Origin of the sequence: Bacillus sp. FSL H8-0516, assembly GCF_038635285.1 — a bacterium.
Taxonomy (GTDB): Bacteria; Bacillota; Bacilli; order Bacillales; family Bacillaceae; genus Bacillus; species Bacillus safensis.
Genome location: NZ_CP152051.1, coordinates 1,434,427 through 1,448,429 on the forward strand (window position 1 = coordinate 1,434,427; position 14,003 = coordinate 1,448,429).

Consider the following 14,003-nt stretch of genomic DNA (forward strand, 5'->3'; position numbering starts at 1 on the left):
GTTATACACATTGGCAAATTCCAAAACAGCCGCGGAAGCAGCTATTCATGGACAAATAGAAGAAACAACAGCGTGGAAAGATTTTCTTGCTCTGATTAAAATGGGCATCGTCAATTCCAATTTCATTACGACATTTACTGGAATGTGGCTTGCTTTTTATTTTACAGATATGAGTTTTCTTGGAAATCTTGATATTGTGCTGTTAACAATGATTGGTTCTTCTCTTATTATTGCCGGTTCATGCGCAATTAATAATGCGTTTGACCGTGATATTGATATATTAATGGAAAGAACAAAAACAAGACCGACGGTTACAGGTAAAATTCAGCCGGGGCAAGCGTATGCATTTGGCATTCTGCTTGTTGTATTAGGACTCATTATGCTTCTGATGACAACCATTACATCAGCAGTGATTGGATTTATTGGAGTCTTTACTTATGCGGTTCTTTACACCATGTGGTCTAAACGCCACTACACCATCAATACAGTTATCGGAAGTGTATCTGGCGCGGTTCCGCCATTAATCGGCTGGACAGCTGTCACAGGTACAATCGACACAACAGCTTGGGTTTTGTTTATGATTATGTTCATTTGGCAAATCCCGCACTTCCTGTCACTTGCGATTAAGAAAACGGAAGATTACCGTAAGGCGGGCATTCCAATGCTGCCAGTTGTTTACGGCTTTGAAGTCACAAAACGCCAGATCATCATTTGGACAGCATGTCTTCTTCCGCTTCCATTTTTCTTAGGTGGATTAGGATGGCCGATTGTCGCACTTGGTACATTGCTTAATATTGGATGGCTTGTTATTGGCCTTATGGGCTTTAAAATGAAAGACATCATGAAGTGGTCAACGCTCATGTTCGTTTATTCATTAAACTACTTAACCATCTTTTTCGTAGCGATGATTATTATTACACTATTCTAGAGTGAAATACACTTTGATCACATCAAAACAATGGCTATATCTTATAACACAACATTTTCTAACAACTATGAAAGCCGCCTGATATTCAGTTCTATTTAGGCGGCTTTCTGTTTATACATAGATGGTATTTTGAGTAAAAACATCATTTTTTTATGAAAAGAGGAAATGTAAGTGCTTTTATAAGAGGCGGGGGTTATGCATGGGTGAGAAGTGATTTTATAAATAAGAGGTAAAAAGCGAAAGGCAAAGGAGATCAAGCAAAAGGGGTTGGGACAAATTATGATAAGAAAATGGCGTGTTTATTCACTGTTTCTCTTACTGACGCTCGTTTTGGCGGGCTGTGGTGAACCATACTTATCAACACTCAAGCCTGTTGGGGAAGTAGCAGATAAACAGTTTTTCCTAACGGTACTGAGTACACTCATTATGGTTCTTGTCGTCATTGTTGTATCGATCATTTTCTTTTACGTCATCATTAAATTCAAACGTTCTAAAGTGGGAGAAGATACGATTCCAAAGCAGGTGGAAGGGAACCGCAACCTGGAAATCACATGGACAGCGATTCCGATTCTTCTACTCATTATTCTCGTTGTACCTGTTGTGGCATACACGCTTGAACTAGGGGATACAAGCGCTATGGATAAGAAAAAACGAGATCCTGAAAAGACACTTGTTGTTAATGTAAGAGCCAGCTTATATTGGTGGGAATTTGAATACCCTGATTATGGGATTGTCACAAGTCAGGAATTGATCGTACCAACAGATCAAAAGGTATATTTTAAGCTGAAAGCGTCCGATGTCAAACACTCATTCTGGGTTCCATCGGCTGGCGGTAAAATTGATACAAACACAGATAATGAAAACAAATTTTATTTAACCTTTGACTCGAAACGAACGAAAGATGCAGGGGAATATTTCTACGGGAAATGTGCGGAGCTGTGCGGGCCGTCACATGCTTTAATGGACTTTAAAGTTAAAACGCTTTCTCAAGATGAGTTTTTAGGATGGACGAAAAAGATGGCTGATTACAAGAAGCCTGAATCCACAAAGGATCTCGCTTTAGAGGGTGAAAAGCTATTTAAAGAGAAAAATTGCTTAAGCTGTCACGCAGTAGAGCCTGGTGACGAACGGCCGGAAGCAGCAAGAACTGCACCAAACCTTGCGACCTTCGGAGAGCGGACGAAAGTAGCTGGAATTAAAGACATGAACAAAGAAAATGTGAAAGCATGGCTGAAAGATCCAGAAAGCTTTAAACCAGGTAATAAGATGACAGGAACGTACCCTAAATTAAATGACTCAGAAGCAGATGCACTTTACGAGTATTTAAAAGGTCTTAAAATCGAGTAACAACTAGAGCAGATATTCAAGAGGGTATGTGATCGATGTGAAGTTTTTGTTAAGAGCTCCCGAATATGTCTCTACAACCGAGAAGTCGTCATCTGTCAGACATAGTCTGCTTAAAGGATCGTGAAGAAAGACATCTATATGAAAAGGGGCAAATGGGAGATAAGAGGGGGATTTCATGGTGAGTACAATAGCTAAAAAGCGGGGGTTTGGCGCTGTCTTATGGGATTACTTGACAACGGTTGACCACAAAAAAATTGCCATATTATATTTAGTGGCAGGGGGATTTTTCTTTTTGGTTGGCGGCCTAGAAGCGATGTTTATCCGTATTCAGCTAGCCATCCCTGAAAATGATTTTGTCAGTGCAGGGGTTTACAATGAAATCATGACGATGCATGGAACGACAATGATTTTCCTTGCAGCTATGCCGCTGTTATTTGCATTAATGAATGCGGTAGTACCAATTCAAATTGGTGCACGTGACGTAGCATTTCCGTTTGTGAATTCACTTGGTTTTTGGTTATTCTTTTTCGGAGGAATTTTCTTAAACCTTGGATGGTTTATGGGCGGAGCACCTGATGCAGGCTGGACTGCATACGCTTCGCTCACGCTGAATTCAGAAGGTCATGGAATGGATTTCTACATTTTAGGTTTACAGATCGCGGGTATTGGTACGCTGATTGCAGGAATTAACTTTCTTGCAACGATTATTAATATGAGAGCGCCTGGTATGACGTATATGAGAATGCCGCTCTTTACTTGGACGACATTTGTCGCCTCCGCACTTATTTTATTCGCATTCCCTCCGCTGACAGCAGGGCTTGCGATGCTGATGCTTGATAGAATGTTTGACACGAGCTTTTTCAATCCAGAGCTTGGAGGAAATACAATCATCTGGGAGCATTTGTTCTGGATTTTCGGACACCCGGAAGTATATATCTTGATCCTGCCGGCATTCGGAATCTTCTCTGAGATCATTCCGGTGTTTGCAAGAAAAAGATTGTTTGGTTACTCGTCCATGGTGTTCGCTACTGTATTGATTGGTTTCCTTGGATTCATGGTGTGGGCGCATCACATGTTCACTACGGGGCTTGGACCTATCGCCAATGCGATCTTTGCTGTAGCGACCATGGCAATTGCGGTGCCAACAGGAATTAAAGTATTCAACTGGCTGCTCACGATATGGGGCGGTAATGTGAAGTTTACAACGCCGATGCTTTATTCTGTTGCCTTTATTCCGTCGTTCTTACTTGGCGGGGTAACTGGGGTCATGCTTGCAGCAGCTGCAGCGGATTATCAGTTCCATGATACGTATTTTGTTGTCGCGCATTTCCATTACGTCATTATCGGCGGGGTTGTATTCGGTATTCTAGCAGGTGTGCATTACTGGTGGCCGAAGATGTTTGGAAAAATACTGAATGAGAAGCTTGGGAAAATTGGCTTTGTGCTGTTTTTCGTCGGTTTCCATTTAACTTTCTTTATCCAGCATTTTCTCGGTTTATGGGGCATGCCGCGCCGGGTCTTTACATTCCTGCCAGGTCAGGGTCTCGAGCTTGGGAACTTAGTCAGTACGATTGGAGCACTGTTTATGTTTGTAGCTGTTGTGATCATGCTGATTAACATCATCTGGACAACAGCAAAAGGAGAGCGGGTATCGAGCGATCCTTGGGGAGATGGAAGAACACTTGAATGGGCAGTTTCTTCGCCTCCGCCAGAATACAACTTTAAACAGCTGCCGCTTGTGAGAGGACTAGATCCATTATGGATTGAAAAAATGGATGGTAAAAAAGGAATGACAGCATCTGAACCGCTCGATGATATTCACATGCCGAATAACTCCATTTTGCCTGTCATTATCTCATTCGGTCTATTTGTGTCAGCGTTTGGTTTCATGTATCGTCAAGAGCACAGCTGGGGGCTTCCGGTGATCTTCATTGGTCTTGGTATTACGTTTGCGACTATGCTCGTTAGGTCTTTGAAAGATGATCATGGATACCATATTCACAAAGAAGATTTGACTGACGACGATGATAAAGGGGTGAAAGCATAATGGAACCACAAAAAATGACGGCGGAAACCTTTCCGGCTTCTCCTGAGAAGGCCACGTTAGAAGGGAAGAATAAGTTTGTCGGGTTCTGGCTGTTTCTTGGAGGAGAAACCGTTCTGTTTGCATCGCTTTTTGCCACTTATTTGGCGCTGAAAAACTCAAATGCAGGCGGAGCAAAAACAACTGATATGTTTGACCTCACACTTGTCTTTATTGCCACAATGCTTCTATTAACGAGCAGTTTAACGAGTGTGTATGCCATGTATCATATGAAAAACTTTGCCTTTAAAAAAATGCAGCTTTGGCTTGGTATCACGGTCCTTTTAGGTGCTGGATTTTTAGGGGTTGAGATATATGAGTTTTATCACTATGTGCATGCGTATGAATTTACGATTACCAGCTCTGCTCTTGGTTCTTCCTTCTATACACTTGTAGGAACTCACGGAGCTCACGTCGCCTTCGGACTTTGCTGGATTACCGCTCTTATGATTCGAAATATGAGACGCGGACTCGATTTATACAATGCGCCGAAATATTATGTGGCTAGTCTCTATTGGCACTTCATTGATGTTGTGTGGGTCTTCATCTTTACCGTTGTATATTTAATGGGAATGGTGGGATAAGAATGGGAAATAAAAACACAAATCAGTCTAAAGTCGACCTTGTATATCGTAAAAAGAAAAATGCCGAAGAAATGAAGCATCAGCTCATTTCTTTCGGCTTGATGATTGGATTAACATTTGTTGCGTTTTTAACGATCGCCTCAGAAGACGTTGGAAATTGGTTCGCAGTACCATTTATTTTACTGCTTGCAGGCATTCAGGTGGCTTTTCAGCTTTATTATTTTATGCACATGAACCAAAAAGGGCATGAAACACCCGCCTTGTTTCTATACTCAGGTGTGTTTGTTGCGTTTATTACCGTATTAGCCTTTTTGACCATTATATGGTGGTAAACCCGCTTTGCCCTTGAAGGAGGCGCAGCAATGGAGAACTTAGAAATTTTCGGATTTCGGGCTTTATGGAGCCCTTATTATTTGACTTGTATTGTGATAGCAGCTGCTCTTTATCTGCTTCTTGTGACAAAGGGAAAGCACCGTGCGACGGTGAAAGAGAAGACGTTGTTTCTGACAGGGCTTGTTCTGTTATATGCTGTGAAAGGGAGCCCAATTGATTTAATGGGGCATATTATGTTTAGTGCACATATGGCGCAAATGGCGGTGCTGTACTTAGTCATCCCGCCTCTCCTTATTACAGGATTGCCTCCAGCCATTTGGGAGCGGATTATTCAAACACCAGGTATTCAAGCTGTTTTCCGTTTGTTTTCCAAACCTTTAATTGCACTGCTTGGGTTTAACGGCTTGTTTTCGCTGTATCACATTCCGCTTGTGTTTGATTTTGTGAAAACAGATCCGTTTTACCACGCAGTGATGACGGTGGTTATTTTTATCGCTGCCTTTTTCATGTGGTGGCCGCTTGTTCATAAAGTTCAAAGTCAGCCGCAGATCACAGGTATTTTGAAGCTTGGATATATCATGGCAGACGGGATATTGATGACACCGGCCTGTGCACTCATCATGTTTAGTGAAGCACCGATCTATGCAACCTATTCAGATGCCGGCGCATGGATACAAGCACTGCATTTATGTGTGCCAAGTGATATGCTTGCAGGCCTTGCTCTCACTGGCCCTGATATGTTCCATACCTTGCCGCTGCTAGAGGACCAGCAGCTAGGTGCGATTTTGATGAAAATTATTCAGGAGATTGTGTACGGCTCTATTCTTGCTGTTGTCTTTTTTGACTGGGCAAGAAAAGAAAGAGCAAAAGATGCCGTACCAGATGCGCTTATTCCGAAATATGAATAAAAAAAGCACAGCCATCTGGCTGTGCTTTCATCTTAGAAAAAGGGCTAAAATAAAGAATATTTCAGCCCTTTGTTTTATGCTTCAGCCGTCATGGCTTCTAGTTTTTCCTTCAGCTGTGCAAGTGTTTTTTTGCTTGATTGGATGAGAGACTTAGGGAATTCTTCGCCTTCGCCGTATTCAACGCCATGTGGATAATAGTGTTTTCCTAGTAACGGTGTTAGAAGCTGAATGTGTGCCTTTTTGGAACCGACATCTCCTTCAGTAGCGTAGCCGGAAATCCGTAAATAAAAGGTTCCCTCTACCATGCTGTACTTTCTGTCGTATGTCACACGCTCATAATCCCATTGATCGGCTCGTACAAATCCTTCACTTTCCATAATGAAATCTAATTTATTTAAGTCAGCTGATACCTTTTCAATCCCCGTACCTTCAAATTTCACCCAAAACCCCTCCTTATAAAATTTCCCTTTACTGACAATCATAGTATGAAAGCGTTAAACTTTCAACTGTGAAAGGTATGTTCTTTTATAAGCTGGTTACAGTAATAAAGAAAATAACGGATGGAGGAATCAACGTGAAAACGAAAAAAATCAAAGATATTATGACCAAAAAAGTAGTGACATGTAATCAAGATGACAATACGTATGAAGCAGCAGTCAAAATGAGAGATGCTGATATTGGTGCCATTCCAGTGGTTGACGGAGATCAGCTCGTAGGAATAGTGACAGACCGTGACCTTGTGCTTAGAGGCATTGCAGAAAAAAAGCCAAACTCACAGGAAGTAGGCTCGCTGATGACAAAGGAAGTATTAACAGCTGAAGAAGATGCAACACTTGAAGAAATTGTCCGGCTCATGTCAGAGCATCAGCTCCGCCGCATTCCCGTTGTGAAAAACGGCGCATTAACAGGGATTGTCGCTCTTGGAGATTTATCAGTCGAAGATTTATCAAATGATCGCGCGGGAGAGGCACTGACAGAAATCTCTCAACAGGATCAAGATCATGGACAAGGATTTCTTCATTAAGAGGGGCATATTTTAAATTCGTGTTAAATAGGCTGTATTGTCGTTGATAAATGGAGCAAGTTTTGTTTAAATGACAGTAGAAGGTACTTTTTGTACCTTGCCAATTTAACGGAGGTGTTTATTTGAAAACTGTGCTCAAAACACTCCTCATCCTCCTGATTATATCTGGAACGTACGTTCTGTTTATTCAATATGGATCTTCACCAGAAAAAGAAAACAGCAATGAACCGAAGGTGTCTAATGAAGAAACATCTAGCGATAAGCCGATCAACATCCCAAAAAAGGGGCTCATGTCCTTTATGGGGAAATCTTCAAACGAAGTGCTTAAACAGCTGGGAGAACCAGATCGAATTGATCCTTCCGCATATGATTATGACTGGTGGATTTACAACCAATCGAAGAAGCACTATATTCAAGTAGGGGTAAAGGATAGTAAAGTGGTGACCTTGTTTGCAACAGGAGACGGTCTGAATGTAGAACCGTTTAAAATCGGTCAAGCCACGAGTGAAGTATTTAAGAAAACACAAATTGCACCTTACATTCATGTGGAGGATGAACAAAATTCATACCGCTTTGAATTCTCAGAAGATGATATGAATACAAGACCTACTGTGAAAGTGGGAGATGATGTGTATGTTCAGCTTTACATGGATAAGTTTGAAAGCACCCTTTCAAGTATCAGGGCCTTCAACGCAGATACATTTGTGAAACAAAAGCCGTATGAGGTGGTCTACCGAGGTCAATTGGTAGAACCTGAAGCGATATCAGGCGAAAAGTGGAAAGATATCGAAGCTTCCAGTCAAAAACAAATTTTTGATATGACCAATATTATCCGCCATAAGTACAACCTGCCGATCTTAAAGTGGGATGATGAAACCTCTGAAGTGGCATTCATGCATAGTGAGGACATGAAAGAGAATCATTATTTCTCCCATGAATCTAAAAAATACGGTACGCTGAAAGATCGGTTAGAAAGAGGCGAGGTGGGCTTTCAGCTCGCAGGTGAAAACATTGCCTATAACTATGTCGATGGACCTGCAGCGGTAGAGGGCTGGCTCAATAGTGAAGGTCACAGGAAGGCGTTATTAAATAAAGATTACACGCATCTTGGCGTAGGGGTGAAAGAAAAATATTACACCCAAAATTTCATCAAGAAAACTTCTTAAACGAAAGCAGCTGCATGGTCGCAGCTGTTTTTTTGATGGTTAAAAAGAGGCTCACCAAAACAGATGCTGGTGTATATAGTATAGTAGGCATTTGTATGGGGGGTGAGGATATGACAAACAAGCATAAACAAACATCCATTGATGAATTTAAACAATTCGTCAGACGCCATCCGAAGTTAATTCAAGAAGTGCAAACGCAAGAAAAAAGCTGGCAAAGTGTATACGAGAATTGGGTCATGTTTGGTGAGGAAGATGAGATGTGGTCACCTTACCGGCAATCGAAATCAGAAGATGCGAAAGAAGAAAAAGTCTCTAAGCCAAGTGAAGCAGGAAAAGCAGATTTTATGTCTAAAATGGTTTCTGCTGTGAAAAAAATGGACGCTGATCAAATGAATGAACAGATTAACAAAATGAGCCAGTCTATTTCCTCTTTACAAAGCTTGCTCGGCCAATTTTCATCCAATGGTTCAAAGAAAGGTTCATCTGGAGGCAGTCAGCACCCATTCTCCTTCAGGAAAGATTAAGTGAAAGGGGATGCTTCTGGTGCGAAAAGAAGTACAGGAATTTGTCATGGCCGAAGAGGAGCGAATCAAATTCATAAGGCAGCGTCCTATCTGGTACAGACAGCTGACGCGACATCCTGAAAATCTAACGTCCTTTGAATTAGATAAAATGAACTTTTACGAAAAAACCATTCCTCATCGTGTGAGTCAGTTGAGCAATAGCGTCCAAATGGCTGAAATGATGATTCAAATGTTCCAAGCAATGCGCAATCAAAATGGAGCCGGTTGAGGCTTTTTTTGAGTTGATTAAGATGTCTATTTCCTGAGCATCCTATAAAAGTAGATGAAAGGAGAATCAGATGATGAAATGGATGCTGTCAATAGGCGCATTGCTTTTTCTTGTCACCGGGTGTCAAAGTCAACATGGAGAAGAGCAAGTGATTAAGCATGACCGAGCAGTACCAGTCATGCAGCAAGCCCAAAGCGAAATGAAGCAGCAAGGCTTTTTGAAATACAAAGTGCAAGGGTCGTCTGTCTATATAGAAAGTACACTTCAAGATTTTCATCTTCAGCCAGAGCGTCTGAAAAAGAACGAGAAGGCGGGATATTTTACAGTGTATGTAGACGGGAAACGTGCAGGGAATGAGTATACCGCGGCATTTGTGGTCAAGCATCTTTCAAAAGGAAAGCATAAAATGACTGTTGTGCTGAATTCCCGTCATCCAGAATATAAACAGAAAAGAGAAACATGGGATGTATTTGTCACGTAAAAGCATTTTCTGATCCATAGGTTTCGTGGTAAACTATGAATTGGAGGTGCAACATTTATGTATGCGACAATCGAATCTGTGGAGCTCCAAGAGGAAGCAAATCAATTGGCTGCCATGATTCTTCAGTCGGAGGAGGCTGAACATTACCGCAACTGCTTTAAGCGTCTCCAGCAAGACGAAGAAGCCCAACAAATTATTGCCCATTTTACAAAAGTAAAAGAGCAGTATGAGGATGTGCAGCGGTTCGGCAAATATCATCCGGACTATAGAACGATCTCAAAGGAAATGCGTGAGGTCAAAAGAAAGCTAGATCTTCACGATACAGTGGTTGATTTCAAAAAAGCAGAAACAGCGATTCAATCCATCTTAGATGAGATTAGTATTGAAATCGGTCAAGCTGTATCAGCATATATTAAAGTTCCAACAGGGAACCCATATTTTGATGGTCTATCATCATGCGGCGGTGGCTGTGGATCAGGTGGCAGCTGCGGCTGTAAAGTATCTTGACGAGACTTGAATGTCTCGTCTTTTACATAATGAATGAAAAGAATTGAAAAGCGGCAGGTGAAAAGATGGAAACCAAACGTCAAGGGATGGTCGTCTGGCTGCATTCGTTAAAGCAGTCAAAAGCGCTAAGAAAATTCGGGAATGTTCACTATATTTCAAGGAAAATGAAATATGCTGTGATCTATTGTGATATGGATGATCTTGAGCGCCATATGGCTAAACTCAGCTCGTTACCATTTGTGAAACGTGTTGAGCCTTCATATAAACCTTTTATTAAATTAGAGTACGAATCCAAATTGGACAAAGCAAAAGAGTATGATTATAAGGTGGGCTTTTAAAGACACAAAAAAATCCCCGCGGCATCACCCGCGGGGTCCTTCTATTCTTAATGATTCATTAAGGAGAAGGCAAAGGGAGAGGAGAAACCGGAGGAAGAACTTATGGGGAAACGTAAGTCTTCTCCGCGGTTGGCAACAGCACCACATCAGATGCTGTTATAAATAGTATGACCCCGGATTTCTTGATCTATACATAGAAAATGAATGAATATCAGTGCATTGTTCCTTGAGGAGTGATGTGGTAAGATAATGTTGAATTTTTTGTCATAAACAATGACGAATAGAAGCAAGTAGAAAAAGTGGTGGAAAAATGAGAGTCATCTCTGGAACGAGAAAAGGCCGCACACTTAAAGCGGTACCAGGTCAATCAACAAGACCGACGACAGATAAAGTAAAAGAATCAATATTTAATATGATCGGCCCGTATTTTGATGGCGGATGGGCTCTTGATTTATTTGCAGGAAGCGGTGGTTTAGGGATTGAAGCGCTTTCTAGAGGATTCGATCATTGCATATTTGTTGATCGAGATATAAAGGCGATTCAGACGATTAAAGGAAACCTGAATCAATTGTCGCTAATGGATCAAAGTGAAGTGTTTCGAAATGAAGCAAAGCGTGCACTTGCAGCTGTTGTGAAACGAGAGGAATCCTTTCAAGCCATTTTCCTTGATCCGCCCTATAAAGATCAACAGCTAAAAGCACTTCTTGAAATGATTGACGAGCACGCCTTGTTAACAGATGACGGCGTGATCGTGTGTGAGCATGATAAAGATGTGAAGCTGCCAGAAGAAGCAGGGCAGCTCCACATCACAAGACAGGAACTGTACGGATTGACTGGTATTACGATCTATAGAAAGCGGGGAAATTAGCATGGGGAACATAGCCGTTTGTCCGGGCAGCTTCGATCCAGTTACATTGGGGCATTTGGATATCATCAAAAGAGGTGCAAAGATTTTTGATGAAGTGTATGTATGTGTACTAAATAATTCATCTAAAAAACCATTATTTACTGTTGAAGAACGGTGTGAGCTTATTCGCCAAGCAACGAAGGAGCTGCCAAATATCAAAGTTGAATCGTTTCACGGCCTGCTTGTTGATTATGCGAAGCAAAAAGAAGCCAAAGTCATTTTACGCGGACTAAGAGCTGTGACGGACTTTGAGTATGAGATGCAAGGCACCTCAATGAACAAAGTGTTAGACGATGAAATTGAAACGTTTTTTATGATGACCAACAATCAATATTCTTTCTTAAGCTCCAGCATTGTCAAAGAAGTAGCGAAATATCATGGAGCAGTCAACGATCTTGTACCAAAAGAGGTAGAAGCAGCGCTGAAGGAAAAATTTAATGGATGAGTGCACCCGGCACTCATCCATTTTTTAATTTCCGATAGTATAGCGCGATATACACTATCATACTGCAAAGTGTGATGAAGGGACCGGCTTTCACAAGCTGATTCCAAAGCACGCTGCTGAACATGACGACCTGCTGGCTTGCATCAAAGGCACCCGCTGGGAGAGCCATGTCTGATCGAGAGACATAAAGAGGCTTGAATAATAAAAAGGCAAAAACAGCTGCATAAATTCCGTGAAGCAAACGGGCGAAGAAAAACGGTTTAAAGCGGATATCGGTTGCCGCTAAAATGCCGGCGACTTGGGCTTGAACAGAAAACCCGCTGAATCCTAAAATAAAGCTGACGACAATGGTTTTAGCGAGAAGGGTGACTTCCTGTGACCCCGTCATCTGGCTTCCTAATGTGATTTCAAATAAACCGGCAATCATGGCAAGGTCTAATTCTGGCGGAAGATGCATCGTTTGCAGCATATATCCGAGCCCGATGGATAAAAGGTCTGTCACATGGACAACTGACAGCATTTTGCTAAACACAGAAAATAAGATAATAAAGCCGCCAATCATAAAGAGTGTTTGGACTGATGACATGACTGCATCACTTAAAATTTGGCCGAGCGGTCTTTTCTCTGCGAGTCTTGCTGTATGAAGAGCATTGAATGCCTCTTTAAACGGCGGGAATAAAAACTTCTTTCGGCTTCTTAGGTGTGCATCATGCCGCGCTTTATATCCCCTCATCGTCACACCAACAGCGAGATTCCCTAAATAATGAGCGCTGGCCAATACAATGCCTAAAGCTGGATGATGAAAAAAACCAACAGCCACTGCACCGAAAATAAACAATGGATTCGATGAATTTGTAAAGGAAACGAGACGCTCTGCTTCGATCCGCGTCAGCTGCCTTTCCTGCCTCAGTCTTGTCGTTAATTTCGCACCAGAAGGAAACCCTGAAGCCATTCCCATAGCCAGTACAAATCCCCCTACACCCGGCACCCGGAAGATGGGGCGCATAAATGGCTCTAATAATACCCCGACAAATCTGACAATCCCAAAACTAATTAATAGCTCGGACAAAATAAAAAAAGGAAGCAATGATGGAAATACAACCTCCCACCACATTGCAAGTCCATTTTTCGATGCTTGCAAAGAGGCTTGTGGGTGTGTAATCACAGTGGCTGTTAAGAAAATAAAAAAAGCAGCGATGAACAGAGTGTTCCATTTTTTCATGGAGATTTCGCCCCTTGCCGTTATGATCTATTGGCGAGCTCGTGATTATAGAAAAAGAAACTAGCCGAGCCTGTCTTCTATTACTATACGAGCAGTAGGGGCATGTTTAGACCTATAGATTCGTATATATGCATAGAAAGAGGAGGGTGGATTTTCATGAAGCGACCGATCATCGGGCTTGCACTAGGCTCCGGGGGTGCGAGGGGAATGGCGCATATCGGGGTTTTGTCTAGTCTTGAGAAGCAAGGGATACAGGTAGATATGATCGCTGGAAGCAGTATTGGCGCACTTGTTGGGAGCTTTTATGCGGCAGGACAAGACGTAGAAAAAATGAAAAAACTTGCACTTGTCTTCAGAAGAAAGTATTATGCTGACTATACACTGCCAAAAATCGGTCTTTTAAAAGGAAATCGAATTTTGCAGCTGATTCACACGTTTACATATGGGAAAAAATTCGAAGAATTAAGAATGCCCCTTGCGGTGGTTGCCTGTGACCTCGAGACAGGGGAAAAGGTTGTGTTTAAAGAAGGGTCTGTCTCACAAGCAGTCAGAGCAAGCATCAGCATTCCAGGCGTGTTTGTTCCTCACGAAATGGGCGGCAGACAGCTAGTGGATGGAGCGGTTGTTGACCGCATTCCTGTGTCTGTTTTAAAAGAAATGGGCGCAGACTTTATTATCGCCTCTGATGTATCTAGGGTGAAAAAAACAGAAAAGGCGACGAGATTATCGGATGTGATTATGCAAAGTTTGGACATCCTTCAAAATGAATTGGTCCGTCATCAAACCATTCATGCAGATCTCATGATTCGGCCGAGGCTTGAAACATTCAGCTCCAGTTCATTCACACAGGTTCAGGAGATGATTGAGGCCGGTGAGCTCGCCGCAGACCAATTAGCAGGTGAACTGAAAGATGTCATTGATAAATGGGAGTGTTAATC

The 14,003-nt window shown here is 42.0% G+C and carries 18 protein-coding genes; 16 read left to right on the top strand and 2 right to left on the bottom strand.

From position 1 onward, the window contains the following. Positions 1 to 10 precede the first annotated feature (10 nt). The 6 genes from cyoE (at position 11) to ctaG (ending at position 6,183) form a co-directional block, all read left to right on the top strand. On the top strand, positions 11 to 928 hold the full coding sequence (cyoE, locus tag MHB67_RS07090; RefSeq protein ID WP_024424777.1) for a heme o synthase: 918 nt from the start codon (positions 11 to 13) through the stop codon (positions 926 to 928). Positions 929 to 1,207: 279 nt separating this feature from the next. Then, complete coding sequence (gene coxB, locus MHB67_RS07095; RefSeq protein ID WP_024426909.1) at positions 1,208 to 2,275, top strand: cytochrome c oxidase subunit II; 1,068 nt, start codon at positions 1,208 to 1,210, stop codon at positions 2,273 to 2,275. A 175-nt stretch (positions 2,276 to 2,450) separates the two neighbouring features. Next, positions 2,451 to 4,322 carry a cytochrome c oxidase subunit I gene (ctaD, locus tag MHB67_RS07100; RefSeq protein ID WP_034621096.1) on the top strand — a complete coding sequence of 624 codons (1,872 nt, stop codon included), beginning with the start codon at positions 2,451 to 2,453 and terminating at the stop codon, positions 4,320 to 4,322. Beyond that, positions 4,319 to 4,942, top strand: a complete 624-nt coding sequence (gene ctaE / locus MHB67_RS07105; protein WP_087977219.1) for a cytochrome c oxidase subunit III — start codon at positions 4,319 to 4,321, stop codon at positions 4,940 to 4,942. The genes ctaD and ctaE overlap by 4 nt, the downstream gene beginning before the upstream one ends. A 2-nt stretch (positions 4,943 to 4,944) precedes the next feature. After that, positions 4,945 to 5,274, top strand: a complete 330-nt coding sequence (gene ctaF / locus MHB67_RS07110; protein WP_024426910.1) for a cytochrome c oxidase subunit IVB — start codon at positions 4,945 to 4,947, stop codon at positions 5,272 to 5,274. A gap of 30 nt (positions 5,275 to 5,304) precedes the next feature. Next, the gene (gene ctaG / locus MHB67_RS07115; RefSeq protein ID WP_024424782.1) at positions 5,305 to 6,183 is read left to right on the top strand and encodes a cytochrome c oxidase assembly factor CtaG; all 879 of its coding nucleotides are present in this window, start codon (positions 5,305 to 5,307) and stop codon (positions 6,181 to 6,183) included. 74 nt (positions 6,184 to 6,257) lie between these two features. On the opposite strand, the gene MHB67_RS07120 is transcribed toward ctaG, so the two are convergent. Next, complete coding sequence (locus MHB67_RS07120; protein ID WP_024424282.1) at positions 6,258 to 6,623, bottom strand: YugN family protein; 366 nt, start codon at positions 6,621 to 6,623, stop codon at positions 6,258 to 6,260. Between the two features lie 161 nt (positions 6,624 to 6,784). Between MHB67_RS07120 and MHB67_RS07125 the strand changes: the two genes are divergently transcribed. The 9 genes from MHB67_RS07125 (at position 6,785) to coaD (ending at position 11,843) form a co-directional block, all read left to right on the top strand. Then, entirely contained in the window at positions 6,785 to 7,207 is a 423-nt protein-coding gene (locus tag MHB67_RS07125; RefSeq protein WP_029706548.1) for a CBS domain-containing protein, read from the top strand. A 122-nt stretch (positions 7,208 to 7,329) separates the two neighbouring features. Next, entirely contained in the window at positions 7,330 to 8,373 is a 1,044-nt protein-coding gene (locus MHB67_RS07130) for a CAP domain-containing protein (RefSeq protein ID WP_024424280.1), read from the top strand. A 110-nt stretch (positions 8,374 to 8,483) separates the two neighbouring features. After that, complete coding sequence (locus MHB67_RS07135; RefSeq protein ID WP_025092528.1) at positions 8,484 to 8,897, top strand: YlbD family protein; 414 nt, start codon at positions 8,484 to 8,486, stop codon at positions 8,895 to 8,897. Positions 8,898 to 8,916: 19 nt separating this feature from the next. After that, positions 8,917 to 9,165: a YlbE-like family protein gene (locus MHB67_RS07140; protein ID WP_024424278.1), complete on the top strand. Its 249-nt coding sequence runs from the start codon at positions 8,917 to 8,919 to the stop codon at positions 9,163 to 9,165. Positions 9,166 to 9,238: 73 nt separating this feature from the next. Continuing rightward, positions 9,239 to 9,646, top strand: coding sequence for a hypothetical protein (locus MHB67_RS07145; protein ID WP_073205070.1), 408 nt, complete (start codon positions 9,239 to 9,241; stop codon positions 9,644 to 9,646). Between the two features lie 57 nt (positions 9,647 to 9,703). Continuing rightward, positions 9,704 to 10,153 (top strand): YlbF family regulator, encoded by a 450-nt coding sequence (locus MHB67_RS07150; protein ID WP_007499807.1) that lies wholly within the window; start codon positions 9,704 to 9,706, stop codon positions 10,151 to 10,153. A 65-nt stretch (positions 10,154 to 10,218) separates the two neighbouring features. Next, the gene (locus tag MHB67_RS07155; RefSeq protein WP_024424276.1) at positions 10,219 to 10,491 is read left to right on the top strand and encodes a YlbG family protein; all 273 of its coding nucleotides are present in this window, start codon (positions 10,219 to 10,221) and stop codon (positions 10,489 to 10,491) included. A gap of 280 nt (positions 10,492 to 10,771) precedes the next feature. After that, positions 10,772 to 11,359: a 16S rRNA (guanine(966)-N(2))-methyltransferase RsmD gene (gene rsmD, locus MHB67_RS07160; RefSeq protein ID WP_254967935.1), complete on the top strand. Its 588-nt coding sequence runs from the start codon at positions 10,772 to 10,774 to the stop codon at positions 11,357 to 11,359. A gap of 1 nt (position 11,360) precedes the next feature. Continuing rightward, positions 11,361 to 11,843: a pantetheine-phosphate adenylyltransferase gene (gene coaD, locus MHB67_RS07165; protein WP_024424274.1), complete on the top strand. Its 483-nt coding sequence runs from the start codon at positions 11,361 to 11,363 to the stop codon at positions 11,841 to 11,843. A gap of 13 nt (positions 11,844 to 11,856) precedes the next feature. Here the strand turns inward: coaD and ylbJ are convergent, their stop codons facing one another. Beyond that, a complete protein-coding gene (gene ylbJ, locus MHB67_RS07170; protein ID WP_042968177.1) occupies positions 11,857 to 13,065 on the bottom strand; it encodes a sporulation integral membrane protein YlbJ in 1,209 nt (402 codons plus the stop codon). Between the two features lie 156 nt (positions 13,066 to 13,221). Between ylbJ and MHB67_RS07175 the strand changes: the two genes are divergently transcribed. Then, positions 13,222 to 14,001, top strand: coding sequence for a patatin-like phospholipase family protein (locus tag MHB67_RS07175; RefSeq protein ID WP_073205073.1), 780 nt, complete (start codon positions 13,222 to 13,224; stop codon positions 13,999 to 14,001). Positions 14,002 to 14,003: the final 2 nt, after the last annotated feature.